25 protein-coding genes and 1 pseudogene are annotated in these 25369 nt (G+C 60.1%); 11 read left to right on the forward strand and 15 right to left on the reverse strand.

Annotated elements, in window-relative coordinates:
• Positions 1–21 precede the first annotated feature (21 nt).
• The 4 genes from DMZ65_RS03440 to DMZ65_RS03455 are packed head-to-tail and all read right to left on the reverse strand — an operon-like array spanning position 22 to position 3037.
• On the reverse strand, positions 22–780 hold the full coding sequence (locus tag DMZ65_RS03440; protein WP_116597441.1) for an SDR family NAD(P)-dependent oxidoreductase: 759 nt from the start codon (positions 778–780) through the stop codon (positions 22–24).
• Between the two features lie 4 nt (positions 781–784).
• Entirely contained in the window at positions 785–1663 is an 879-nt protein-coding gene (locus tag DMZ65_RS03445) for an SDR family NAD(P)-dependent oxidoreductase (protein ID WP_116597442.1), read from the reverse strand.
• Positions 1653–2129: a nuclear transport factor 2 family protein gene (locus DMZ65_RS03450; RefSeq protein ID WP_157960550.1), complete on the reverse strand. Its 477-nt coding sequence runs from the start codon at positions 2127–2129 to the stop codon at positions 1653–1655. The genes DMZ65_RS03445 and DMZ65_RS03450 overlap by 11 nt, the downstream gene beginning before the upstream one ends.
• Complete coding sequence (locus tag DMZ65_RS03455) at positions 2126–3037, reverse strand: NAD-dependent epimerase/dehydratase family protein (protein ID WP_116597444.1); 912 nt, start codon at positions 3035–3037, stop codon at positions 2126–2128. The genes DMZ65_RS03450 and DMZ65_RS03455 overlap by 4 nt, the downstream gene beginning before the upstream one ends.
• Positions 3038–3202: 165 nt before the next feature.
• Here DMZ65_RS03455 and DMZ65_RS03460 point away from each other — a divergent pair, with 165 nt between their 5' ends.
• Both DMZ65_RS03460 and DMZ65_RS03465 read left to right on the forward strand, forming a co-directional pair.
• Positions 3203–3967, forward strand: coding sequence for an SDR family NAD(P)-dependent oxidoreductase (locus DMZ65_RS03460; RefSeq protein WP_116597445.1), 765 nt, complete (start codon positions 3203–3205; stop codon positions 3965–3967).
• 89 nt (positions 3968–4056) lie between these two features.
• Positions 4057–5559 (forward strand): class I adenylate-forming enzyme family protein, encoded by a 1503-nt coding sequence (locus DMZ65_RS03465; protein WP_232824872.1) that lies wholly within the window; start codon positions 4057–4059, stop codon positions 5557–5559.
• 152 nt (positions 5560–5711) lie between these two features.
• On the opposite strand, the gene DMZ65_RS03470 is transcribed toward DMZ65_RS03465, so the two are convergent.
• From DMZ65_RS03470 to DMZ65_RS03500, 8 genes and pseudogenes are all read right to left on the reverse strand, one after another.
• Complete coding sequence (locus tag DMZ65_RS03470) at positions 5712–6503, reverse strand: SDR family NAD(P)-dependent oxidoreductase (protein WP_116597612.1); 792 nt, start codon at positions 6501–6503, stop codon at positions 5712–5714.
• Positions 6496–7251, reverse strand: coding sequence for an SDR family NAD(P)-dependent oxidoreductase (locus DMZ65_RS03475; RefSeq protein WP_116597447.1), 756 nt, complete (start codon positions 7249–7251; stop codon positions 6496–6498). Before DMZ65_RS03475 ends, DMZ65_RS03470 begins: the two co-directional genes overlap by 8 nt.
• Complete coding sequence (locus DMZ65_RS19815; RefSeq protein WP_269801532.1) at positions 7248–8141, reverse strand: branched-chain amino acid ABC transporter permease; 894 nt, start codon at positions 8139–8141, stop codon at positions 7248–7250. Before DMZ65_RS19815 ends, DMZ65_RS03475 begins: the two co-directional genes overlap by 4 nt.
• A 132-nt stretch (positions 8142–8273) precedes the next feature.
• Positions 8274–9182, reverse strand: a pseudogene (locus tag DMZ65_RS19820) (branched-chain amino acid ABC transporter permease); the annotation flags it as partial.
• Between the two features lie 3 nt (positions 9183–9185).
• Entirely contained in the window at positions 9186–9896 is a 711-nt protein-coding gene (locus tag DMZ65_RS03485) for an ABC transporter ATP-binding protein (RefSeq protein ID WP_198662614.1), read from the reverse strand.
• The gene (locus DMZ65_RS03490) at positions 9889–10659 is read right to left on the reverse strand and encodes an ABC transporter ATP-binding protein (RefSeq protein ID WP_116597450.1); all 771 of its coding nucleotides are present in this window, start codon (positions 10657–10659) and stop codon (positions 9889–9891) included. The genes DMZ65_RS03485 and DMZ65_RS03490 overlap by 8 nt, the downstream gene beginning before the upstream one ends.
• A complete protein-coding gene (locus DMZ65_RS03495; protein WP_232824873.1) occupies positions 10656–10964 on the reverse strand; it encodes a DUF1330 domain-containing protein in 309 nt (102 codons plus the stop codon). Before DMZ65_RS03495 ends, DMZ65_RS03490 begins: the two co-directional genes overlap by 4 nt.
• Before the next feature lie 85 nt (positions 10965–11049).
• Positions 11050–12243 (reverse strand): ABC transporter substrate-binding protein, encoded by a 1194-nt coding sequence (locus DMZ65_RS03500; RefSeq protein WP_116597452.1) that lies wholly within the window; start codon positions 12241–12243, stop codon positions 11050–11052.
• Between the two features lie 303 nt (positions 12244–12546).
• On the opposite strand from DMZ65_RS03500, the gene DMZ65_RS03505 reads away from it, so the two are divergent.
• From DMZ65_RS03505 to DMZ65_RS03540, 8 genes are all read left to right on the forward strand, one after another.
• On the forward strand, positions 12547–13560 hold the full coding sequence (locus tag DMZ65_RS03505) for an NADPH:quinone oxidoreductase family protein (RefSeq protein ID WP_332871558.1): 1014 nt from the start codon (positions 12547–12549) through the stop codon (positions 13558–13560).
• Positions 13557–15650, forward strand: coding sequence for a 3-hydroxyacyl-CoA dehydrogenase NAD-binding domain-containing protein (locus DMZ65_RS03510; RefSeq protein WP_116597453.1), 2094 nt, complete (start codon positions 13557–13559; stop codon positions 15648–15650). Before DMZ65_RS03505 ends, DMZ65_RS03510 begins: the two co-directional genes overlap by 4 nt.
• 49 nt (positions 15651–15699) lie before the next feature.
• Positions 15700–16566 (forward strand): CoA transferase subunit A, encoded by an 867-nt coding sequence (locus tag DMZ65_RS03515; protein WP_232824874.1) that lies wholly within the window; start codon positions 15700–15702, stop codon positions 16564–16566.
• 11 nt (positions 16567–16577) lie between these two features.
• Entirely contained in the window at positions 16578–17378 is an 801-nt protein-coding gene (locus tag DMZ65_RS03520) for a CoA-transferase subunit beta (protein ID WP_116597614.1), read from the forward strand.
• 72 nt (positions 17379–17450) lie between these two features.
• Complete coding sequence (locus DMZ65_RS03525) at positions 17451–18659, forward strand: acyl-CoA dehydrogenase family protein (protein WP_116597455.1); 1209 nt, start codon at positions 17451–17453, stop codon at positions 18657–18659.
• A gap of 3 nt (positions 18660–18662) precedes the next feature.
• Complete coding sequence (locus DMZ65_RS03530; RefSeq protein WP_116597456.1) at positions 18663–19733, forward strand: phosphotransferase family protein; 1071 nt, start codon at positions 18663–18665, stop codon at positions 19731–19733.
• A 20-nt stretch (positions 19734–19753) separates the two neighbouring features.
• Positions 19754–20527 carry an SDR family NAD(P)-dependent oxidoreductase gene (locus DMZ65_RS03535; protein WP_116597457.1) on the forward strand — a complete coding sequence of 258 codons (774 nt, stop codon included), beginning with the start codon at positions 19754–19756 and terminating at the stop codon, positions 20525–20527.
• 531 nt (positions 20528–21058) lie between these two features.
• A complete protein-coding gene (locus DMZ65_RS03540; protein WP_116597458.1) occupies positions 21059–21286 on the forward strand; it encodes a hypothetical protein in 228 nt (75 codons plus the stop codon).
• Positions 21287–21817: 531 nt separating this feature from the next.
• Here DMZ65_RS03540 and DMZ65_RS03545 read toward each other — a convergent pair.
• Together DMZ65_RS03545 and DMZ65_RS03550 are read right to left on the reverse strand one after the other, a co-directional pair.
• Positions 21818–22483: an alpha/beta hydrolase gene (locus DMZ65_RS03545; RefSeq protein WP_116597459.1), complete on the reverse strand. Its 666-nt coding sequence runs from the start codon at positions 22481–22483 to the stop codon at positions 21818–21820.
• Positions 22480–23139, reverse strand: a complete 660-nt coding sequence (locus DMZ65_RS03550) for a DNA-3-methyladenine glycosylase family protein (protein WP_116597460.1) — start codon at positions 23137–23139, stop codon at positions 22480–22482. Before DMZ65_RS03550 ends, DMZ65_RS03545 begins: the two co-directional genes overlap by 4 nt.
• A 109-nt stretch (positions 23140–23248) precedes the next feature.
• On the opposite strand from DMZ65_RS03550, the gene DMZ65_RS03555 reads away from it, so the two are divergent.
• Positions 23249–24469 carry an MFS transporter gene (locus DMZ65_RS03555; protein ID WP_116597461.1) on the forward strand — a complete coding sequence of 407 codons (1221 nt, stop codon included), beginning with the start codon at positions 23249–23251 and terminating at the stop codon, positions 24467–24469.
• 113 nt (positions 24470–24582) lie between these two features.
• Here the strand turns inward: DMZ65_RS03555 and DMZ65_RS03560 are convergent, their stop codons facing one another.
• Positions 24583–25356, reverse strand: coding sequence for a squalene/phytoene synthase family protein (locus tag DMZ65_RS03560; protein WP_232824875.1), 774 nt, complete (start codon positions 25354–25356; stop codon positions 24583–24585).
• Positions 25357–25369: the final 13 nt, after the last annotated feature.

Here is a 25369-nt window from a genome sequence, read left to right on the forward strand (position 1 = left end):
GGTTGCCCCTGAGTTTTCGGATCAGGAAATCAGGATGCCACTATCGACACAAAGTTGTTGACCCGTTGTGCGCTGCGATTCATCCGAAGCCAGGAACAGCGCAGCATTTGCCACGTCCTCCGGGTCACATAATCCCAGAAGATAGGCTCTTTTCTGCGCCTCAAGGTGGGGTTCCGATGCGAAAAACGCGAGGACCCGTTCCGTTGCAACCGCGCCGGGAACCAGCACATTCACACGCACTTTCTTGTCGGCGTATTCGACCGCCATCGAACGGGTGATCGAAATCACGCCGCCCTTGGATGCTGAATAGGCATCGCGGTTCGGCACCCCCATTGCACCCATAATCGATGCCGTGTTGATAACAGACCCTCCGCCGCTGCGGATCAGATGCGGGATGCCGTAATGGCAGCACAGCCAAGTGCCAAACAGATCGAGCTTGATCGTATTCCAGAACACGTTGGCAGGTGTTTCCGTCACCGGACCGTCACTGGCCGAAGACCCGCCCGCATTGTTGTAAAGGATATCCAACCGCCCGAATTCGGCGACTGTGCGCTCCAGCGCGCCAGCCACGCTGTCCTCGTCGGTCACGTCGGCGCGCGCGAAAAGCGCCTGCCCACCTGCCGCATGGATGTCCTGGGCAATCGTCTCGCCCTGCTCCTGTCTGCGGCCGACGATGGCCACCCGTGCGCCCTGAGCCGCGAACATGCGGCAGGCAACCTCTCCGATGCCGCCGGTGCCGCCCGTTATGAACGCTACTTTGTCTTTTAACCTGTCTGTCATGCTCTTATTCCTTTGTGCTGCGTGGCGTGTACCCGTCGCCGGAAATGATCGGCAAATGGGTCCAGTTGTCATCCGGCATCCGCATCCAAGCCCCCGCCGCCAACGCGCCGCCATCGACAAATATTGTTGTACCACTGACCCAGCCCGACAAAAATTCAGACGCTAGAAACAGCGCCGCTCCGGCGGAATCCGATGCTTCTCCAAACCGCCCGATTGGGAACCAGCGTTTCATGTTCTCACGGTTCTCCGGCGGCACGCGCGGTGTCGCGGTGATCTGCGCTGTATTGGTGGTTTCGGGTGCAACCGCGTTGACGCGGATGCCATGCTGCCCCAGCTCCACGGCAAGGCTTTGCGTGAACCCCGTGATCGCGGAATTGAAGGCGGCATAGACCACCGTCAGGGGAATGCCCCGAAACGCCTCGACCGTCGAGAGGTTGATAATACTGCCACCCTCGCCGCTGCGCCGCATCAACGGAATCGCGGCACGGGTGACATGGAACATGTGCAGCAGGTTGATTTCGTACAGTGCCTGCCACTGGTCTTCTTGCGAATCGACGAACTCCCCCTTGATGCCAAGAAAATCGCCCACATTGTTGACCAGCACATCCAGCCGCGAATACCGCCCGGAAACGGCTTCGATCAGCTTCACCACCTCCGGCCCCTTGCGCACATCCGTTACCGAAACCAGACAGTCACAACCCGCGTCTTTCAGGGTGCGCTCCATATCCGATGCCCGGTCTGGATCAATTTCCGCTACGGCAATCCGCATGCCGGCGCGTGCAAACAGCTCTGCTGTCGCACGACCGATCCCGGCACCTCCACCGGTAATCAGCGCGACCTTGCCCGCCAATCCCAGCAAGCTTTGGTCCTGTTCAGTGCTCATTTTTCTTGTCTCCCTTGTCGGTTTCAGGATCGCGTCCGGTGCGAAAGGTGGCGTCACCAACCAGAACCAGTTTGCGATGTCGCAACAGCCAGCTATCGTTGCTTTTCACGAAATGATCCTCGTAGCGGACGGTCATTTCATAACAATGCTCCGCGCCGTCGCGGCGCGCGGTATAGTAATGACGGGCATGGGTATAGGTATCCGCGGTCACCACCGCCCTACCCCCCAGAACCGGGACCTGCCCGACGATGCCGTGATGCGTGCGGTCATAAAGACCCGCCATCATACCCGGCACCGTGGCAAGCTCTGCGTGACCGGAGAACCGCCCGCGCGGAGCCTCCAGCACGCCATCTGGCGTAAACTGCGCCGCAAACAGCGTGGCGTCGTTCCGGTCGACCGCCATACCATAGCTTTCGGCCACGAACCGCAGCGCCACGATGTCTTGCCACGACAGCGCCTGGGTCATTTGGTCGGTCCGACCAGCGACACGATCTCCCGCACGGCGCGCCATACGTCATTGCGCGAATAGCCCAGCTGCGCCACCTCATCGGCGGGTGGGTCATACGACAGAACAGTGCCACGCCCCGGCACGATAAAGGCATCCGGCAACAGCGGATGTTCAGCGTCGTGTTCCTCGACAGTCCGGTCACTGCCCGCAGCGTCGAATATCATCTGGAAGAATTCGTTGAAATGCAGGTTCTGGTCGCCGATCAGATAGGCCTTGCCTGATTCAGCAGTGTTCAAAGCGCCGGATATGGCTTCGGTCAGGGATTTCACCGACATGTAGTTGGTGCCCCCTGCCGGACCGTAATCGGGGATCTCCGGACGCTCCCCCCGCGCCCAGCCCACCAGCGTTTCGTAGCGTACCGCAGGAACGCCGGGCAGCACCCCGACAATCGACGGCGGGTTCAGGGTCGAGACGTTGAAATCGTCATCCGCCAGCGCGCGCGCTCCTTCGTCAGCCAGCTTGCGGGCGCGCACATAATCGTCGGTTTCTGCCAGATGCGGCATGACCTGGTGGTAATAGCTGCCGATCTGCACGACGCGTTTGACCCCGCCTTTCTTGGCACGTTCGACAAAATCGGGCACACCTTCAATTTGCATGACGCGCCAGAACTCATCTCGATCCGCGGATTTGGGAAGATGCCGGATATCGCTGCCAGCGGCGAATACGACCGCGTCGAATTCGCCTAACTCTTGGGGTGAAAACGCACCTTTGGAATAATCGCCGATCAATACGGGATAATTGGCCATCGGTGTTTCCGGTCGCGCTGGCTTTCGCGCGCCCAACACCACCTCATGGCCCTGGCTGGTCAACAATGCGGCCGCATGGCCACCTATCATTCCGGTGCCGCCTACGATCAGGGTTTTCATGTTGCGTCCTTTTCAAATTCAAACTTCAGGATCAGGCTGTTCCGGTTCTTGCACAGCTACATCGTCCGCTTGGAGTAAGCGCCCTACCCCATACAGACGATGCAAAATTGCGATGGCACGATATTGGGGTCATCAAAGAACGCCCCAACACAGGGATTGGAATGAATGAAACGGCTGGATGGAAAAGTAATTCTTGTGACCGGCGCATCGGGGTCTATCGGGCGCGCAACCGCCCTGCGTCTTGCCCAGGAAGGTGCCCACCTCGCGCTTGCCGACCGGGCTGCGTCGTCACTCGCTTCGCTGGCCGCCGAAATCGCGGAAACCGGTGCCCGGACACCAACGGTTTTTCACTATGACGCCATCGATGGCGTTTCCTGTCAGGCACTGGTTACAGACGCAGCAGCGTCCTACGGCCTGCTTGACGGGGTGTGCAACATTGCCGGCGCTTATGCCAAAACACGCGCAACCGATATTTGCGACGACGATTGGGCCAACCTGTTTCAGATCAACCTGAACAGCACTTTCACCATCATCAGAGAGGCGATCCCGCACCTGCAAAAGACCGGCGGAAACGTTGTCAGCACCTCGTCATTGGCTGCGTTAAATGGGCTTGCCTATGCGACCGTCTACGCCTCGGCCAAGGCAGGGCTGATCACCATGACCAAATCGCTGGCCGCCGAATACGCGTCCGCCGGCATTCGGTTCAACGTCATCTGTCCGGGCGGCATCCGGTCCGAGATGAGCGCCATTCCCGCTGTGCCCGACGCCGATCCCGAACTGATCATTCGCCGCTCCAAACTCAGGGGCTTTGCAGACGGTCTTGGCGAACCCGAAGATATTGCCGCCGGGTTTGCCTATTTGCTGTCGGATGATGCACGTTTTGTGTCGGGTGCAGTGTTGGCCATTGACGGGGCTCAGGGCCTGATCTGACAAGCGACCAGAAACATCTTGGACTTTGCGCCAAAACTACCGGGGACCATATGGAATATCTATCGCAAATCATTGGCCGCAACGCCCGAATGCGTTCAGAGCGCGTGGCCATCATTACAGATACCGAACGCCTGATCTATCGCGACGTTGCGGTTCGTACGGCGCAGCTTGCGCATGTTCTGGCGGCACGCGGGGTCGGGCGCGGTGACAGGGTTGGGCTTTATCTGCCAAGCACGCCGATGATGGCAATCGCCTTTTGGGCTTGTCAGCGGCTGGGTGCGGTTCCGGCCCCGATCAGCGCGATGTTCCGCCATGCCGAAATGCGCCGGGTTGTTGAAAGTGCGGGGATGACGGCGCTGATCGCCGATACGACCACATGGCCCTATTTTGCCGAAATCCGCGATGAATTTCCCGCGCTCACCACCTGCCTGACGGCAGGAACCGACGACCCGGACGGGTTGACCGCGTTGATGGATGCTGCGCCGGAAACCTTTGAGGACGTGGTTTGCGAACCGGAAGATATCGCCTGTCTGTTCTTCAGTTCCGGCACTACAGGGCAACCCAAAGGGATCGCCCAGACGCATTTCAGCATCCTGTCCACGCTACGCGATATGATGGTGTCGCATCGCAACCGGTTCGGGCAAGAGGTCTATGTCTGCGCGGTGCCGCTATTCACCAATTTCGGGCTGAATGTCACACTCAACCTGTGCTTTTACGGGGCTGGGACGATTGTGCTGCACGAGCGCTGGGACACACAGCGGGTCTTGGGGGATATTGCCCACCATAAAGCGACCTACTTTGGCGGCACGCCGACAATGTATGTCTATATTGTGAACGAGGCAGAGGACAGTAAACACGATCTGACTTCGCTTCGTATCTGCACCACAGGCGGCGCACCCGTTCCCCAACCTGTTGTGGAGCGGTTCGAGACCATCAGCGGAGCAAGCGTTACACAGGTTTACGGCTCAACCGAGACATGTGGTCAAAACGTCATGGAACCCACCTTAGGCCTGCGCAAGAAAGGCTCTGCCGGGCTGCCCGTTGGCAGTTCGCGCATTTCGATTCTCGACGATGATGATATGCCCCTGCCCTGCGGGAAGATTGGCGAAATCATCATCGGCGGCGACTGCATTGCAAAAGGATACTGGAACGACCCAGCCGCGACAGCCGAGGCCTTCACTCCCGCAGGTTGGCGATCCGGTGATCTGGGATATATGGACGAGGATGGCTATCTGTTCATCGTTGACCGCAAGAAAGATGTCATCATCGCGGGCGGCCACAACATCTATCCTCTGGAAATTGAAACACTGCTCTACCGCCACCCCGCCGTCGCGATGTGTGCGGTGGTTGGTGCGCCAGACGAAGAGAAAGGCGAGGTGCCTGTCGCTGTGATCGTGCTTGCCAAGTCAAAAAGCGCGACCGCCGACGATCTGAATACATGGTGCCGTGACCAATTGGCCGCCTACAAGGTGCCACGCTGGTTCGAGTTTATCACCGACATGCCGGTTGAGGCCGCCAAGATCCGCAAACGCGATCTGGTTGCCGCGCTGAAGGATGGCACGCTGGATAAATACCGCAAGGGCAAGCTGTAAACCCAGGGAACAAACCCGCCCCGGACTTGATCCGGGGCCTCAGCCGCATTCGCGAGGCCCCGGATCAAGTCCGGGGCGGGCGGAGATCGGTTGCGGCGGGTGACCCCCTGTTTGCACCGTCTTGCTGCGCGGATCTCCTCTTTCGGATTGCGCTATCGCGGCACGCTCTTGTCGACATCGCCGGCCGCACCGTAGGCCGCCCACCCTCCATCGACCGGCAGGACTGTGCCGGTGACATAGCTTGCCCAGTCCGATAACAGGAACGCAGCGGCATTTGCCATCTCTTCGGACTCGGCAAAGCGGCCCAAAGGTGTGCGTCGTTCGATCAGCCCAGGATCGAACACGCCCCGATCCAGCAAATCGCGCACCAGCGGTGTCCTTGTATACCCCGGCGCGATGCAGTTGACCCGCAGGCCTGACGGCCCCCATTCGCAGGCCAGCGTTTTGGTCAGATGGATCACGCCAGCCTTGGCCACGCCATAGGCCGAACGCCCCGGAAAGGCCCCCAGACCGACGATGGAAGACACGTTCACGATAGAGCCGGTCCGGTTTTCCAACATGATGGCACCAGCCGCGCGGCAGATCAGATAGGTGCCTTTCAGGTTCACATCCACGACATGTTGCCACCTGTCGGGGTCCTGCAAATGCACCGGCATCAGGTCGTCGCCTATACCGGCTGCATTGAACACCATATCGAGGCCACCCATCGCGTCGCGGGCGTCCTGCACCATACGCTCGGCATCGCCGGTGTCCGCGACGTTGCCGGTCACGAAGCCAATGGCCGCGCCGGTTGCGACCGCCTCTGCCGCGGCGTCCCCGTCAATGTCGGCAAGCATCACCTGCGCCCCAAGCGCGGACAGCTTTTGCGCCGTCGCAGCCCCGATACCGCTTGCACCGCCGGTGACAAGCGCGCGACCGCCCTGCAACGACAATGTCTCAGGCATCGGGATCCCCGTCATCCTTGTCGCCCTTCTTGAAATGGTAATCCGGGGCCCACTCCGTCTGCGGACGCATATGCAGATCAAGATAAGCGCGGGCTATATCGTCGTGATCGTAGAACGTTCCGGCCTGCATCGTACCGTGAATCGCAATCGTGGTGGCCCGCACTCCGTGTGGATGCAGCTCCTTGAACAGCGACTGCCCCAAGCTGCGCAGCGCAGCCTTGCCCAATGAGGTGACGCCCCATTCGATCCACGGCTCAAACGCCAGAACCCCGCCGGTCAGAAGGATCGACCCCTTGCCCCGCGCAATCATGTCCGGGGCAACCCGCGAAGCGGCGTGATGCGCCCCGGCGACATTGGTGCGGAACGTCTCCATAAGATAGGCGTGATCCGCAGGTGCATTGCGCGCGTCCCATCCGGCGGCATCGCCGTATTGCACATGGGCAAGTCCTGACGGCGTGACGAAGCGCGCAGGTTCGATGATGGCGGCATTATAGATCATGACTTCGGCTGGGCCAAAGCGGTCTGCAATGGCGTCGTAGACGCGATCCATCGTATCAGGCTGGCTTGCATCACCGACAAACCCTGCCACATCCAGCCCCTCGGCCCGCATGTCTCGCTCATGCGCTGCCACCGCATCGCGCCGCCGTCCGACAAAGGCCACTGAGAACCCGCCATTGGCAAAGGCACGGACCAGCGCCTGACCCAGCCCCGGCCCGATGCCTATAACGATCGCCGCAGGCCTGGTCATTCGCCCGGTTCCATGGCCTTGTCCGGCAGTACCGCGTTATTTTCGCGGCGGGCTTTGCGGTTGGCCAGATATTCCTCGACAGTGCCGACAATGCCCTTGCGTAGAAACAGCACGCTGAGCACGAAAATCGCCCCCTGTATCACCACCACCCAAGCTCCGAATGTCGCCAGCTTGGTCTGAAGCGTCACAATCACGGCGGCTCCGACGATCGGGCCAAGCAAGGTGCCCACACCTCCGATCAACGTCATGAGCAACGCATCCGCCGAGGTCATGAAGAATACGTCCATCAGCGATGCGATCTGGAACACGAGCGCCTTCATGCTACCCGCCAGACCGGCCAGCATGGCCGACAGGGTAAAGGCAATCAGCTTGAACCGGTTGGTCGAATAACCAAGCGAGATCGACCGGTCTTCGTTTTCACGGATGGACTTGAGCACCTGCCCGAACGGCGAATGGATAATCCGGTAGATCAGGGCAAAGGCGCCCATGAACACGGTCAATGTCACGAAATACATCGTCATCGAGTCCGACAAATCGATGAAACCAAACAGCATGCCGCGCGGCACGGATTGAATGCCGTCCTCACCGTGGGTCCAACTGGCCTGAAGCGCATAGAAATAGATGATCTGCGCCAGTGCCAGCGTGATCATCGCAAAATAAAGCCCCTGCCTGCGGATCGCCAGCCAGCCGAACAATGCGCCGATTGCGGTGGCGGCACTGACACCGGCCAGCACACAAAGTTCGGGGGGCCATCCCAGCACGGACGCGGAATGAGCCGCGACATAGGACGAGGTTCCATAAAACGCGGCATGGCCGAACGCCAGCAGACCGACATAGCCAAAGATCAGATTATACGCCATTGCGAACAGTGCAAAAATCAGGATCTTCATCGCGAAAATCGGGAACAGCGTGAACGGCAGAACCAGCCCGATTGCCAACAGGATACCGAACCAGAGTTTGCCGTTCTCCAAAATGCTGCCAGCGCGGCCGGACGATACATCCGCCGTTGAATGCGCGGTTGTTTCCCGCCCGAACAGGCCGGCTGGACGCAGCACAAGAACAATGACCATGATGACAAAAACCACCGTGGTCGACGCCTGCGGATAGAACACTTTGGTCAGCCCCTCGGCCAGCCCCATCATCAACCCGCTAATAATGGCACCCGAAATGGACCCCATCCCACCGATGACGACAACCGCAAAGATGGTGATAATGATCGACTGCCCCATTTGCGGACCAACCTGATAGATCGGCGCGGCCATCACCCCCGCCATGCCGGCAAGACCGACGCCAAAGGCATAGGTGAGCATCAACATCCGCGGCACGTTCACGCCAAAGGCGCGGACGAGATCCGGGTTTTCAGTTGCGGCGCGCAGATAGGATCCAAGCTTTGTCCGCTCGATCAGATACCAGGTGCCAAAGCACACGGTAAGCGCCAGAACAATCACCCACGCGCGATAGATCGGAAGGAACATGAAGCCAAGATTGACACCCCCCTGAAGCGCATCCGGCACGTCATACCTTTGTCCGGCGGCACCATATGTCACGTTGAACATGCCCTCGATGAACATCGCCAGACCAACGGTCAGCAATAGCCCGTAGGCGTGATCAAGGTTATAGACCCGGCGGATGAACAGGCGCTCCATCAGGGCACCGACAAGTCCGACACCGATTGGCACGATGATCAGCGCCCCCCAATAGCCGATGGAGGGCAGCCCCCAACCGGGGAGCAGTTCGGGCAGGTTCATAAGATACCAAGCACCGAACGCCCCCAGCATGTACTGTGCGCCATGCACAAAGTTACCGATGCGCAACATGCCAAAGATGATCGCGACGCCAAGGCTCATCATCGCATAGAAAGATCCGTTGATCAGGCCAACCAGCAATTGGCCGAACAGAAGCGTCAGCGGTATTCCGAATATTTCGGGCATGGATCAGACTCCCAGATGCGCTTGGATTTTGGATTTTTCGGCGTCGAGATTGGCCCGGTCGATCACATCGACAACGCGTCCGTGTTCGACGATGCAGAACCTGTCGGCCAGCTTTGCGGCGAACCGGAAATTCTGTTCGACAAGCAGGATCGTATACCCTCGTTTCTTCAACGCAGAGATCACGCTCCCGATCTGTTTGATGATAACGGGGGCCAGCCCCTCGGTCGGTTCGTCCAGCAACAATGTGCGCGCCCCGGTACGCAGGATGCGCCCGATTGCCAGCATCTGTTGTTCACCACCCGACAGCTTGGTGCCCTGACTGGTCCAACGTCGTTCAAGATTTGGAAACAGTTCGAGGATTTCCTTGCGGGACATGCCCTCCGGAGCCACAACCGGAGGCAGGTCAAAATTCTCTGCAACGGTCAGGCTGGAAAATATCCCGCGCTCTTCGGGGCAATAGGCAAGCCCTGCCCGCGCAGCCCTTTCGGGCGGCGTATTCGAGATGTCGTGCCCGTCGAACCGGATGGTGCCTGCCTTGCGGGGCAACATTCCCATGATGGCACGCAGACTGGATGTCTTTCCCGCACCGTTGCGCCCAAGCAGCGTGACCAACTCTCCCTTGTGAACATCAAAATTGATGCCGTGCAGAGCCTTGCTTTCGCCGTACCAGCCTTCGAGGTTCTTAACCTCCAGTAGTGGTGTCGTGTCAGTCATCGACCCCTCCGATATATGCATCAATCACGCGGGGGTCGCGCGATACGGTGTCATAGTCGCCCTCGGCCAACACTCGGCCGGCCGCCAGAACGGTGATCGCGTCGGACAACATCGATACAACGGACAGGTTGTGTTCCACCATCAACACGGTCCGGTCCGTCGCGACCTTGCGGATCAGTTGGGCAATCAGTTCAACGTCTTCGTGCCCAAGCCCCGAGGTCGGTTCGTCCAACAGCAGCATTTCGGGATCGAGCGCCAGAGTCGTGGCGAACTCCAGAACCCGTTTGCGCCCATAGGACAGCATCGTCGCAGGCTGATCGGCATAAGAGCTCAGACCAACATCCGTCAGCAAGGCGTCGGCGCGGTCATGCAAAACACGCAGCGCCTTTTCGCTTTGCCAGAACCGGTAGGATGACCCTGTCGGACGTTGCAGCGCGATGCGCACGTTTTCGCGGACAGTCATGCGCGGATAAACCGCTGAAATCTGGAACGAACGCACAACCCCACGCCGAGCCACCTGTTCGGGGCGCAAGCGCGTGATATCCTCGCCATTGTAGCGGATAGTGCCGTGGGTCGGTTGCAGGAATTTGGTGATCAGGTTGAACATGGTCGTTTTGCCCGCGCCATTCGGGCCAATCAACGCATGGATGGAATTGCGCCGTACTGACAGATCAACGCGATCGACGGCGGCGAAACCATGAAACAGTTTGCTCAGCCCCGTCGCCTCAATGATGTGGTCCGGCTTGTCCACTGCCGTTTTCATGTCGTATTTTCCTTTGCCGCGCCTGGTGCGCTGAAACCGTCCACAAGAATGCCCCGTCCGCGTGACGCACGTTCGCGCATCGGGATTGTTGCCTGATAGGCCGGCGAGTTATAGAAATCGCGCGCCGCCTCGATGCTCGGGAACTCCACCACTGAAATCGTCGGCGGTGTCCAATTACCTTCCAGCGGCTCGGGGTCGGTGCTGTTGATCACGAACCGTCCGCCGCCTTGCGCCATGACCGGCCCCGCAACCTTGCGGTAGGCATCCCACGCGGTCCGATCGGTGATTTCTATCTCGAAGATCATGTATCCCGGCATCTGGTCTTTCCATGCTCTGGTAAAAAGACGGGTGGCGATTCAAACCGCCACCCGCGCATCGGTGCGTACCGTTTTATTTGCCGATCTGGCAGACGGATTCCGAGTAGGGCTTGAACGCCACATCCGCCGGGATCGATGAGACAAGCCGGAAGAAATCGTCACCCTGTTCGACCTCGTCGGGGCTCTTGACTTCGATCGAATACATGTCGTGAATCAAACGTCCGTTCGGAAACAATGTCGCGTTTTTCACGAAGAAATCATCGATCTCCATTTCGCGCATCTGGGCCAGAACGGCCTCTGCTTCGTCAGTGCCGGCTGCATCAACTGCTGTCAGGTAGTTTGTCACCGCAGAATATGTTCCGGCGGCCACCCAGCCCGGCGCATCGCCGGTAATCTCTTTCATGCGAAGACCGAACTTTTCGGATTCTTCGTTGATGGTCCAGAACCAAGGCGCGGAAAACCGCACGCCCTGCATCGCCTCGACCCCGATCGCGCGAGTGTCGGATTGGTGGAGAATGGGCAAAGCGACCGTCATCCCACCGGACATAATGCCGAATTCCTGCACCTGCTTGACCGCGTTCACCAGATCAGGACCGTTCATGTTCATGATCAGCGCCTCTGCGCCAGATGCCTGGGCCTGAAGCAGATAGGACGAAAAATCGGTGGTTCCCAAAGGTGCGCGGATCTTGCCGACAAGTGTACCGCCCCCTGCAAGAATCGCTGCTTCTTCGGTTGCTTCCTGAACCTTGCCTGCCTCGTAATCCGGCGACAGAATAAAGAAGGTTTCAACGCCATCGTCCAGCAGGAAACTCACGGGGCTGGTAAAGACCGAATGCGCGTCATAGGCCCAGGCAACCACGTTGCCGTTACAATCGGCTTCGGTCGGTTTGTCAGTCAGCGGCGACACGAAAAGACCAACCTTGTTCAAATCCCCGATCAGCGTGTTAACGCCAAGCGCGATGGCAGAGTTCGCCGCGTCCGCGATAACGTCCACGTCTTCTTGTCCCAACCACTGACGTGCAATGCTCAGCCCGACTTCCGGTTTGTTCTGGTGGTCTGCCGCGACCAATTCAATGGGCTTGCCCAATGCCTCTCCGCCATAGTCGGCAATCGCCAATTCGACGGCTGTGACAACCTCAGTACCACCAAGCGCCGAGAATGATGAGCTTTGGTCGTTCAAAACGCCGATCTTGACCTGTCCGTCCTGCGCCAGCCCTGTGCTCGCCAAGGCGCCAAGCACCAGCGACATCGAAATAGTCCGTTTCATGAGTCTCTCCCTTTGTTATCTGTCGCTGTTCGAACCACCCCGTACTCGCCCCCTGGGATGGCCACCAATAGCTTTGCCCACGATGTGCGATCGGACAGACAGATTGCATCGTCTGAAAGGACTAAAGGTTCTGTTGCTGAGCGCACCCGAAAAAGAAGTTCCTACAAATCGACGTGAATCCGCGACGCGGCAAAACTGACGGTATGTCATAAATTCGTCATTAGTCCTATCGGACGATGCTGCACCAGCAAATCAAAGGCGATCCTAAGGTTGAAATGAAACGCCGACCAAGGAAAACATGCCATGACCATGAGAGCCGTCATCTGCCGGGAATTCGCGCCACGCGCCGATCTTGTCGTCGACGACGTGCCCGCGCCGACTCCGGGTGTAGATGAGGTGCTGATTGATGTGGCGGCGTGCGGGATCAATTTTTTCGACGGGCTGATGGTAGAAGGAAACTACCAGACCAAGCCCGACCGCCCGTTTTCCCCAGGAAGCGAGGTCGCCGGCATCGTGCGTGCCGTAGGCAGCAATGTGACAACGGTCACACGCGGAACCCGCGTTCTGGCATTCACAGGAACCGGCGGATATGCCGAACAGGCCGTTGCCCAAGCCCGCAGCGTTCATCCGATCCCCGACGACATGCGCTTTGAGCAGGCAGCCGGGTTCGTTATCACTTACGCCACGTCGCACCACGCGCTGAAAGATCGTGCGGCATTGCAGGCGGGCGAGACGGTTCTGGTATTGGGCGCGGCGGGTGGTGTCGGCCTCACGGCCATCGAAATCGCCAAACAAATGGGCGCAAAGGTCATCGCCGCGGCCTCGACCGATGAAAAGCTGGATCTTTGCCGGTCACATGGTGCGGATGAGACGATCAACTACACCAACGATGACCTGCGCACGCGCCTCAAGGAGATCTGCGGCAAAACGGGCGTTGATGTCGTCTATGATCCTGTTGGCGGCGGAATGGCCGAGGCGGCGATCCGGTCCCTTGCGATCAATGGGCGTTATCTGGTCATCGGCTTTGCCTCGGGTGACATCCCGAAGATTCCGCTCAACCTGTTGCTGCTGAAACAGTCATCGCTGATCGGCGTATTCTGGGGCGCATTCGCACGCGCCAATCCCGACATGAACGCCGCCAACATGGCCGAACTGTTCGACTGGTTCCAAGCAGGCCACCTGAACCCACATATCGGCAGCGAATATCCGATGGACCGCTACGCCGAGGCGCTGGACGCCGTCATGGAACGCCGCGCCCAAGGCAAGGTCGTTCTGACCATGCAAAGCGCGGAAATGAAAAAGAGGACTTCGGAATGACCGACGCTGTTATTGATGCCGTAGCGCTTGAACTGAAGGGCGACATCCTTGTCGCGACTGTTGACAATCCGCCGGTCAACGCGCTTTCCCATGGGGTGCGTGCAGGGCTGGTCGCTGCTGTCGACCGGCTGGAAAAGGACGGTGATGCCCGTGCAATGGTGATAGTTTGCGCTGGCCGGACCTTCATGGCTGGTGCGGATATCCGCGAGTTCGGCAAGCCGATGAAAGACCCGCAGCTGGGACACGTCATTGATCGTCTGGACGCCTGCGACAAACCTATCGTGGCGGCGATGCACGGCACCGCCCTGGGGGGCGGCCTCGAAGTGGCGCTCGCATGCAGTTACCGCATCGCGGACGCGGGTGCCCGTTTCGGCCTTCCCGAGGTCACGCTGGGTCTTTTGCCCGGTTCGGGCGGCATCGTGCGCACGCCTCGTCTGATTGGTGTGGAAGCGGCCCTGCCGATGATCACGGAAGGACGCCCGGTCTCAGCGGATCATGCCCAGAAGACCGGGTTGATCGACGAAATCGCAACGGGCGATCTGCGTCAGGACGCGCAGGCATTCGCTGCACGGATCGTCGCGGAGGGCGCAACGTTGCGCCGAACCAGCGATCTGCCGGTGCCGGATTATGATCGCGCCATCCTGGATCAGGCCCGCAAGTCCTTGAGCCGTAAATTCAAGGGGCAGAACGCGCCCCAGCAAGCGGTTGATCTGATCGAAATGGTCAGCGACACGCCGTTCCGCGACGCAGCAGACAGGGAATTCGCCGCTTGCAAGGCTCTCGTCGCGTCGCCCCAGTCAAAGGCGCTGCGGCATGTTTTTGCGGCGGAACGTGCGGCACTGAAAATCGACGGCGTCCCCCGTGACACGCAACCACGCGAGGTGCGCAAGGTCGCCGTCGTCGGGCCCGGAACGATGGGACGCGGCATCGCGATCTGTTTTCTTGATGTTGGCCTCCCCGTCGTCTTGATTGGCAACACTCAGGAAACACTCGACAAAGCCGACACCGTTATCCGCAAGATCTATGGCGGACAGATCAAGCGGGGTCGCCTGACCGAAGCGCAGGTAGCGGACCGCATGGCGGCACTGACCCTGACGCTGGACTATGACGGGTTGGACGGTGTTGATCTGGCCATCGAAGCCGTGACCGAGGACATGGACGTCAAGAAGACCGTTCTGTCAAAATTGGACAAGGCGCTGCACGATCGCGCCATCATCGCCACAAACACATCGTTTCTGGACATCGAGACGCTGGCATCATCGCTGTCGCGGCCTGAAAACTTTGCCGGAATGCACTTTTTCAATCCGGCAAACGTGATGAAACTGCTTGAAAACGTCCGCGCCTCGAAAACGGCACCCGATGTTCTGGCAACAATGACCACAATTGGGCGCAAGCTTGGCAAAACCCCGGTCATGGTCGGACGCTCCGAAGGCTTTGTTGCCAACCGGATGCTGTCCAAACGGTCTCGCGAAGCGCAGTTCCTGCTGGAAGACGGTGCCACGCCACAACAGGTCGACCGCGTGCTGACCGGATTCGGATTTCCCATTGGTCCCTTCGCCCTTGCCGACCTGGCAGGCATGGACATCATGGCCGCTGCGCGTCAGGCGCGCATTGGCGGAATGACCCAGCGGGAACGCGATTGCGACATTGTGGATCAATTGGCCGCCGCCGGGCGGTTGGGCCGCAAGACCGGGTCCGGCTATTACCTTTATGACGAAGATGGAAAGGGCCAGCCCGATCCCGCCGTCGAAGAGATTCTGGCGGCACACCGAACCAAACGCGGCCTGGCACAGCGCGACATCACGGATCAGGAAATTCTGGAACGCTGCCTGTACGCGATGGTCAATGAAGGCGCGCACCTGCTTGACGAAGGCGGCGCGGCCCGGCCCGGCGACATTGACGTCATCTGGACCAGTGGATTCGGCTGGCCTCGCCACCTTGGGGGGCCGATGTTCTGGGCCGACCAGATCGGACTGGCAAGAATCAAGGACGCCCTCGACACCTACTGCGGTCTTGTCGGCGACAAATACTTCACACCCGCAAACCTGATCGAAACCCGTGTGGCCGAAGGCCGCGGATTGTTCGACTGATCTGCGCGAACCCACCGCTAAGAATGAAAGAAACACTATGAACAAAGAAATGTCCCTCAAGTCTGTCGTCGCCGAGCTGCGCGACGGTATGACAATCGGCGTCGGCGGTTGGGGCCCCCGGCGCAAGCCGATGGCGCTGATACGCGAGATCATGCGTTCTGATCTGAAGGATCTGACAATCGTGGCCTTTGGCGGCCCCGAAGTCGGGATGCTCGCCGCCGCAGGCAAACTTGCCAGTGCGAAATACGGGTTTGTTTCGCTCGATTTCATTCCGATCGAACCCTATTTCCGCAAGATGCGGCAAGACGGCACCCTGAAGGTTCAGGAACTGGACGAAGGGTTGCTGTATCTGGGCCTGCGGGCAGCGGGCAACAACACCCCCTTCGCCCCCACGCGCGTCGGTCCCGGCTCGGCTGTGATGAAAATGAACCCTGAACTCAAAACGATCCGCTCACCTTATGGCGACCAGGAAGAACTTCTGGCGATGCCTGCGATCCATCTGGACGCGGCGCTGATCCATGTCAGCCGTGCCGATCGCACCGGCAATACGCTGACGTTCGGGCCAGACCCGTTCTTTGACGAATTTTTCGCCCGCGCCGCCAAAAAGGTCTATGTCACGACCGAAGAACTCGTCGACAGTGTCGCATCGGAAAACCCCGAGGACATGAAGGCAAATCTGTTTGAGCCCTACCTCGTAACCGGCGTGGTCGATGCACCGCTTGGCGCACATCCGACGACGTCGCATTACAGCTACGGGTGGGACGCATCCCATCTCAAGGAATATGCTGCCTCCGCCAAGGAAGACAACGGCTGGCAGACATTCTTCGACAAGTACATTGCGGACGGAGAAGAGAGCTATCGCGACGCTGTCGGCGGCGACGATCACATCCGTGCACTTCCTATCCCTACGATATGATCGGACACGACATGGCACCTGCAAAAGATTTCACCCTTTCCGAACTGGTTATCGCCGCCGCCTCCGAGGCGTGGCGCGACGATAACGAACTTCTGGTCACCGGCATCGGCCCGGTCCCGCGCATCGCCGCCGGACTGGCCAAGCTGACCTATCACCCCGGCCTGCAAATGACCGATGGCGAAGCGTGGTTGACCGAAGACCCCGTGCCCGTCGGCCCGCGAGGCGACTACAAGGCGCGTTACAGCGGCTGGATGCCGTATCGTCGCGTGTTCGAAAGCGTCTGGTCAGGGCGGCGTCACGCAATGGTCACTCCGGTCCAGATTGACCGCTGGGGCCAGGGCAACATTTCGATGCTGGGCGACAATCTGGAAAAACCCAAGGTCCAGATGCTGGGCGTGCGCGGATTTCCCGGCAACTCGGTCTGTCACAAGAACTCGATGTTCCTGCCAAGCCATACGAAACGCACCTTCGTCGAAGGCGAAGTCGACGTCGTGGCATCGCTGGGGTTCAAGAAAGACACCTGGCCTGCAAATGCGCCCGAGGATTTTGTTGAAATCGGCCTGATGGTCACGAACCTGTGCGTCTTTGACTTCAACGGTCCGGACCACGCGGCGCAGGTTCTGTCTCTGCATCCCGGCGTCACATTCGACGAGGTGCAGGACAATACCGGGTTTGAGTTGCTCAAGGCCGAAGGGATGAATGAGACGCCCGCGCCCACACAGGAACAGCTCGACATCATCAAGAGGCTGGATCCGACGGATGTGCGCGCCAAGGTGCTCAAGGACAACCCTCCGGGCATCCGCGCCGCCTGAACGCGCCGACACCAAGGGCATCGGGGGCCGTTCGCGCCCCCGATGCCCCGCGAAAAACCGCAAGGAAACGCCATGGATTTTGAACATTCCCCCCGCGCCAAGGAGCTTGTGACACAGCTTTCGGCCTTCATGGACGCGCATGTCTACCCCAACGAGGCGCTGTATCACGAACAGATCGCGCAGGACCGCTGGGGGCATCCCGCCATCCTGCAAGAGCTTCAGCAAAAGGCACGCGCCGAGGGGTTGTGGAATCTCTTCTTGCCGGATTCCGAACATGGCGCGGGACTGAGCAATCTTGACTACGCGCCGCTCTGCGAGGTCATGGGGCGGGTGCATTTCTCGCCGCAGATCTTCAACTGCGGCGCACCCGATACCGGCAATATCGAAACCCTCGAACGCTATGGCACCGATGCGCAAAAGGCCGAATGGCTGCCGGGGATGCTGGATGGCACGATCAAATCCGCCTTTGCCATGACAGAACCCGATGTCGCGTCCAGCGATGCCACCAATATCGAATCCTCGATTCAGCGCGACGGCGACGACTATGTCATCAACGGGCGCAAGTGGTGGATTTCGGGCGTTGGCGACCGCAATTGCAAGCTGATGATCTTTATGGGCAAGACCGACCCGGACGCGCCCAAGCACAAGCAGCAATCCATGATCCTTGTCCCGGTGGACACGCCCGGCGTCAACGTGATGCGCCCGCTAACGGTGTTCGGCTATGACGACGCGCCGCACGGCCATATGGAAATCGATTTTGTCGATGTACGGGTTCCGGCCAGCAACATGCTGCTGGGCGAAGGACGCGGCTTTGAAATCGCGCAGGGGCGGCTGGGGCCGGGGCGCATTCATCATTGCATGCGTCTGATCGGGCTGGCCGAACGCTGTCTTGAAATGATGTGCCGCCGGGTGTCGAACCGCGTCGCCTTTGGCAAGCCGATTGCCGAACAAAGCGTCACACTGGAACGCATCGCGGAATCGCGCATCGCCATAGATCAGGCTCGTCTGCTGACGCTGCGCGCGGCCTACATGATGGACACGGTGGGCAACAAGGCTGCCCGCGCCGAAATCGCGATGATCAAGGTCGCCGCGCCCAACATGGCCTGCAAGGTCATCGACTGGGCCATTCAGGCACATGGCGGCGGCGGCGTCTCGCAGGACTTCGTGCTGGCGAATTACTATGCCCACGCGCGCAAGATCCGCTTTGCCGATGGGCCGGACGAAGTGCATCGCAACCAGATCGGCCGTCTTGAACTGCGCAAATACACGGAAGCGACATAGATCATGGACGCCGCGCGCTTTACCGGAACTGAACCACTTGCCAAAGGCGGCCCGGTCGATCCGGACCGTCTGCAACGCTACCTGCAAAGCGCCCTGCCCGGCTGCGACGGCGCACTGACGATCGAGCGGTTTCGCGGCGGGCAATCCAATCCGACAATGGTGCTGTCATTTGATGGCGTGCGGCGTCTGGTGCTGCGCAAGAAACCCGACGGCGTGCTATTGCCCTCTGCCCATGCGGTGGACCGTGAATTTCGTGTGATTTCCGCCTTGCAGGATACCGGCGTGCCGGTGGCAAAGCCGCAGCTTCTGTGTACGGATGAAAGCATCGTCGGCACCATGTTCTATATCATGGATTATGTCGAAGGCCGCTCGTTCTGGGAGCCATGGCTGCCTGATCTGCCAGCGCAGGAACGTTCGCGGATCTATGCTGAATTGGGCCGCGTTATTGCGGAACTTCATTGCGTTGAGCCGGCCAAAGTCGGGCTGGATGGGTTCGGACGCCCCGATGGATACGTTGCCCGGCAGGTGTCACGCTGGACAAAGCAATACCGCGCCTCGGAAACCGTTCCGATTGACGCGATGGACCGGCTTGTCGCCTGGCTGCCTGACAACCTGCCCGAGCAACGCCGCAGCGCCCTGATCCACGGGGACTACCGGCTGGACAACATGATCTTCCACCCGACCGAGGCGCGTATTCTGGCCGTTGTGGATTGGGAGCTTTCGACCATCGGTGATCCGATGGCAGATTTTGCCTATCACATGCTCACATGGCATTTTCCGCGTGCCGCATTTCGCGGCTTGGCCGATACCGATCTGGGCACATTGGGCATTCCCGAAATTCGCCCCTATCGCGACACTTATCTGGAGGCCACAGGCCAGCAGGATGTCAGCGAAAAGGACTGGAACACCTATCTTGCCTTCTGCCTGTTCCGCGTTGCCGCGATCCGTCAAGGCGTCATGAAACGTGTGATCGACGGAACTGCGTCCAATCCCCATGCGCGAGACGCGGGCGAACTGGCCCGACCGGTCGCCGAACTTGGATGGCACTACGCTGAAATCGCCATGTTAGCCTGACCTTCAAAAGGAACCGTCCCATGACCGAACATTCTGTTGCCTTCCCCGAAAACGGACGCGCCCTTGTCATTGGTGGCAGCGGGGGCGTCGGTGCCGAAATCTGCCGCGCTCTGGCCCGTGAGGGATGCGATGTGGCGCTCACCTATCACGGCAACAAGGCGCGCGCACAAGACGCCGCCGATCTTGTCGCGGCTGAAGGGCAAAGCGCCTCGATCCATCAAATCAACGTCGAAGACCCCGGTGCCGTCAAAGCCCTGATTGACCAGGTCGCGACGGACGGTCTGCACACTCTCGTCTATGCCGCCGGTCCTGTCGTGCCGCTGACCCATCTCAGCAGGATCGAACCCGCACAGATGAAAAAGCACCTGTTGCAGGATGCGTTCGGTTTTTTCAACGTCGTACATTATGCCCTGCCACATCTGCGGGCCGCCAAAGGGTCAATCGTCGCGATCCAAAGTGCGGCACAGTTTCGATATGCCGCTGCGGACGCTTTGTCGGTGGTGCCGAAATCGGCGGTCAACGCAATCATGAAAGGTGTTGCCAAGGAAGAAGGGCGCTTTGGCGTACGGGCCAATGGCGTCGCGCTTGGGATTATAGACGCGGGGCAATATCAAGAGCTTACGAGACAAGGTCATATTGATCAGGCCTATCTCGACGCCGCCGCAGCACAGGTGCCGCTCAAGTTTCTGGGCGCACCCAACGATGTGGCCGAGGCAGTCATCTACCTCGCATCGTCGCGGGCCCGCTTTGTGACAGGGCAAGTTATTGCAGTCGATGGCGGATATCATGTGTAGGCGAACCACCGCAGAAGTGAGGACAGGTCCAGCAGGCTGCCGGCCGCAGGGATCGTTCAATGGGGATACCCGCTGAGCAAGCGGTCTTGGTGTGGTTCCGGAGACCCCGGAATTGCAACAGGTCTGGTAAGTAATGGTTTCGGCAAATCTCACGGAAACATTATTCTGGCCCATGCGAGGATTTTATGGGGGTCGCCAAGGCTCTTTCACCTTCCCCCGCGATTAGGGCCGGTTGTCATAATCCTCTGCCAAGCCTTCGATCTGGACCTGTCACGGTTTGATGCCGCCCCAGTTGCTCATGCAAGCCCCCTTGCGTTCGAAGGCGACTGGGCTTTTTCAAATTGCCCTTCCCAGAAAATCCTCGGGGTCGGCGAAATACCGTCGGACCGGCCCGCAGCTGGACGCTGGCTCAAAGCGTGAGGCATCGAGGCTGCATACGACCAAGGGGACGGGCGTAGGTCGCAAGATGGCGATCTCTCCGACCTTCCCGCTCCCGAACGCCATGCGTATATCCGACGCGAACTCGACGGCATGGATCTTGCGCCGGGCGAGTATGACGGCGCGGCCCATGCTCAGTTTGCCGAAGCCCCGCCAACACGGCGGCGTCGGGCGGAACGCAAGGCGGCAATCGCGGTCATGTTGACGGGTTTGCGGTCGCGCGGTGTCAAGGAAGGCGAACGCTTTGCTTTGGTCCGCGAGAAATTCGGCGGCAAGGGCACGGCCAACCCCAATTTGAAACGCCTTTGCAAAGGCCGTTGAAGAGGTCGTTCAACACCCCGTTGAACGCCTTGATCGCCCCCCCCTGAAAGCGACCATCGTCACAAACATCGCACTGGTCGGCCCCCCAAGGATCGACACTGACCCGGAGTTTCGCGCCTTCATCCTTGCCCGTATCGACCGAATGACCTACCCCGAACTTTCCCAAGCCGTCGCCGAAACGTTCCCCACCGAAAGGCGCATTGGCAAGAGCGCCATACACGCTTGGTGGAAACGCAAGCAAATGGCGAGATAGCGGCATCCGGACATGAGCCAGAATGCCGAACCGTCCCGGAACACCCGAGGAAGTCTGGCCACTTGCGGTATCAAACCCGGTGATAACGGTAGATCATACCCTGTAAAAACTAACAGCCAGACGGGATCAGAGATCCCCCGCCTAGACCTGAGATACATCAAACGCTTGGACATATCTGTCACCATTTGACCAATGTGCGGGTCAGACTTCCAGTGCGGGCAGACGTGACGACCAATCGCACAGCCTATATGCGGCGATTGGCTCGCGGTATCGCTGCGCTACAGGCTGCACTTGTCGCGCAAGAAAGCCAGCGCCACGCCAAGGCCCTCGGGGTCGATGCCGTGCCCTGTGCCCTTCATTATATGGGCAAAAACCTCTTTGAACCCGGCCTTTTGCAGCGCTTCGGCGGCTTCGGGCAAGGATTGTGGCGGCACAACGTCATCGGCATCCCCATGGACCAGCAGCACCGGCGGCCGACTGACGGTGTCATCCTCCAGCAGTTCCGGCGACAGCAACCGGCCAGAGAAACACACCAACCCGGCCACCGCGTCTTCGCGCCGCGGCGCGACATGCAGCGCCATCATCGTGCCTTGCGAAAACCCAAACAGCACCATCTGTTCCGGCAGCATATCCTCGTCTACCAGAAGCGCGTCGAGAAAGGCGTTCAGATCCTCGGCCGCCGCCCGCATACCCGATTCCGCCTCTTCCTGGCTGGATCCGTCGATCCACGGGATCGGAAACCACTGGAACCCCATCGGCGCGCCTGCACAGGCCTCTGGCGCGTCAGGCGCTACGAACAATGTGTCGGGCAGATGTTCGCTGAGCGGATCGGCCAGCCCCAGCAGGTCGGCACCATTGGCGCCGTAGCCGTGCAGGAAAACGACAACCGAGCGGGCCTCGCCCGACAGTGGTTCCTTGCGCCCGGCCTGAAGTACTCGTGTCATGCCAATCCCTCTTTGTCCTTGGTCACATGGTAGTAGGCAAAGAGCGTTCGGGCTGCAACCGATCGCCAGGGCGACCAGGCGCGGGCCATCTCTCGCAACTCACGCTCACGCGGACGGGCGGGTAGATCGAACAGAACCCGCGCCGTTTCCTGCAAGGCCAGATCGCCGGGTGCGAATACATCCGCGCGGCCCAGGCTGAACATCGCGTAGATCTCTGCGGTCCAGACACCAATTCCGGTGACGGCGGTCAACCGCTTCACCACCTCATCATCGGGCGCGCGCCGCAGCGCCTCGAAATCCAGCCCCGCCTCGGCCAGCGCATGCGCATAGCGGGCCTTTTGACGGCTCAGACCCAGCCCGCGCAGATCTTCTTCGGTCACGGACAGAATGGCATCCGGCGTCACCATCCCCGCCGCGTCAAGTTTGCCCCAGATCGCACGGGCCGATGCGACGCTGACCTGCTGGCTGACAATCGCCGACAAAAGCTGAGCAAACCCATCCGGGCGCAACCGCAATGGCAACGGCCCTGTAAGTTTCAGCGCATGGGCAAAACGCGGTTCGGTTGCCGCCAGCCACGCGGCACCTTCGGCCACGCAGGCATCGCTTTGAATGATCCGGCCCACGTCAGGCTGGCCTGCTATTGATGGTGCGATCATAAGCTCTCCATTCCGGTACGCAGGTGTGGCACAGGCTGCGGCGATTGGCCAAGAAGATTTCCGTGACCCGAGCCTTGCAGCCCACCGCGCGACATATTACCGATCCTGCATGGAAACCGCACAGTCAGACAGACGCGCCCGGCGCAACGTTGTTGTCCTCGCTTTGGCGCAGGCGATCCTGGGATCGCAGATGCCGATGATCTTCACCATTGGTGGCTTGGCCGGGCAATCGCTGGCCTCGAACCTGTGCTTTGCAACCTTGCCGATTTCACTGATCGTGCTGGGGTCCATGCTGACGGCGACGCCGATCTCCTGGGCGATGCAGCGTTTTGGACGGCGGGCGGGATTTTTCATCGGTGCCGCAGGCGGTGCATTGGGGGGCATCGTGGGGGCTTATGGGCTTTACCTGTCCTCATTTCCGATCTTTCTGCTGGGGTCTTTCCTCACCGGTATATACATGTCGGCTCAGGGGTTTTACCGCTTTGCCGCGGCAGATACCGCGTCGGACGCATACCGCCCAAAGGCAATTTCCTATGTCATGGCCGGCGGGCTGGCCTCGGCCGTCATCGGCCCGCAACTGGTCAAGCTGACCAGCGATTCCTTCGTGATCCCGTTCCTTGGCACTTATCTTGCGGTCATTGGCGTGAACCTCCTTGGATCGCTGCTGTTTCTGTTCCTCGACATTCCGCGCCCGCCCGTGCCCGATCAGGACGCGCCCAAAGGCCGCTCTCGGTGGGAGTTGATAACGACACCGCGCATTGCCGTCGCAGTGATCTGCGGCATGGTCAGCTATGCGTTGATGAACCTTGTGATGACCTCCACCCCGCTGGCGGTGGTCGGTTGCGGGTTCGAGAAAGACAACGCCGCCGATATCGTCACCGCGCATGTCCTGGCGATGTTCATCCCATCCTTTTTCACCGGCCACCTGATCGCCCGTTTCGGGGTGGAAAAGATCCTTGCCGCCGGCCTGGTAATCCTTGCAGCCGGGGGTGCTGTGGCCTTGCAAGGCGTTCAGCTGGAGAATTTCTTCATCGCGCTGATCCTTCTGGGGATCGGCTGGAACTTTGGCTTCATCGGCGCGACCTCGATGCTGGCTGGCGCGCATGAACCGCACGAGCGTGGCCGCATGCAGGGCCTGAACGATCTGCTGGTGTTTGGCGGCGTGACCTTTGCCTCGCTCGCCTCCGGTGGGTTGATGAACTGCTCTGGCGGGTCCGCGCAACAGGGCTGGTCGGCGGTCAACATGGCGATGGTGCCATTCCTCGCCCTCGCCGGCGGTGCGCTGATATGGCTGTATCTGCGCCCGCAAAACGAAGCCGAGCGTGCCTGATCTCAACCGGTTTGCGTTGGATTGCGTCCCCGGCACAGGGTGGTCAAGCGGCGGCCTATTCGCGCCTTGTCACATCAAAGCGCAAACAGGATCCGACGTCGTGTAACCGCCGTTCAAACCCGTCCGAAGGCCGAGGCCCGGATCAATCGCAGCTTGCGCCCCGCCTCCGAGACCTGCACACCACCTGCCGCCACCAGACCGGGACGCGCAACCACCCGCGCCAACAGGGCGGATGCCGTGACACCGGGAAACAGCGCCGCTTTCGCCTCTCGTGACAGGCGCAACGCTTTGCGTCCGGACCGAAGCCGCGCAAGCCCTTCCCGCGCAAGCGAGGCAACCCCCTCGGCGCGACCATCGACCAGCGGCACCCGGCCCCGCGCCTCTAGTTCCGGCACCGCTTGCAGGAACATCGCCAGGCCCGCGCCAAATCCGTAATCCGACACGCCGGCGTCTGCGCCCCCAAGTGCCCTCACCCCGGCGCGCATCAGACAGGCGGCTGTGTCCTCAAGGTAATGCGTCAGGTGCTGTGCGTCCTCGAACGGTTCTTTGTAGATGTCCCAACGCCGCGCCTCGACCAGACGGTCCAACAGGCGCGCGGAATCCGCATCCAGCACCTCCGCCAGCGGTCCCACGACCTCATGTCGCCGGACCGTGCCGCCAGTCGCGATTTCTACCAGCGCGTCGCGCCACCATTGCAGACGCATCTCGGCGATCATCGGCTCTTGCGTCACCCAAGGTGCGCGCGCCACCTCTATGTTGAACGCATAAAGCGGAAACAGCACGCGCCGCGCCGCGACAGGGGCCGCCATAGCACAGGCGAACCGCCACGGATCGCCACGCTCGACCAAGGCAGCACAGGCCTCAAAGCTCATTGGCGCGCCTGCCATTCTTCATCCAACA

This window comes from Primorskyibacter marinus, from assembly GCF_003313245.1.
Classification (GTDB): domain Bacteria; phylum Pseudomonadota; class Alphaproteobacteria; order Rhodobacterales; family Rhodobacteraceae; genus Primorskyibacter; species Primorskyibacter marinus.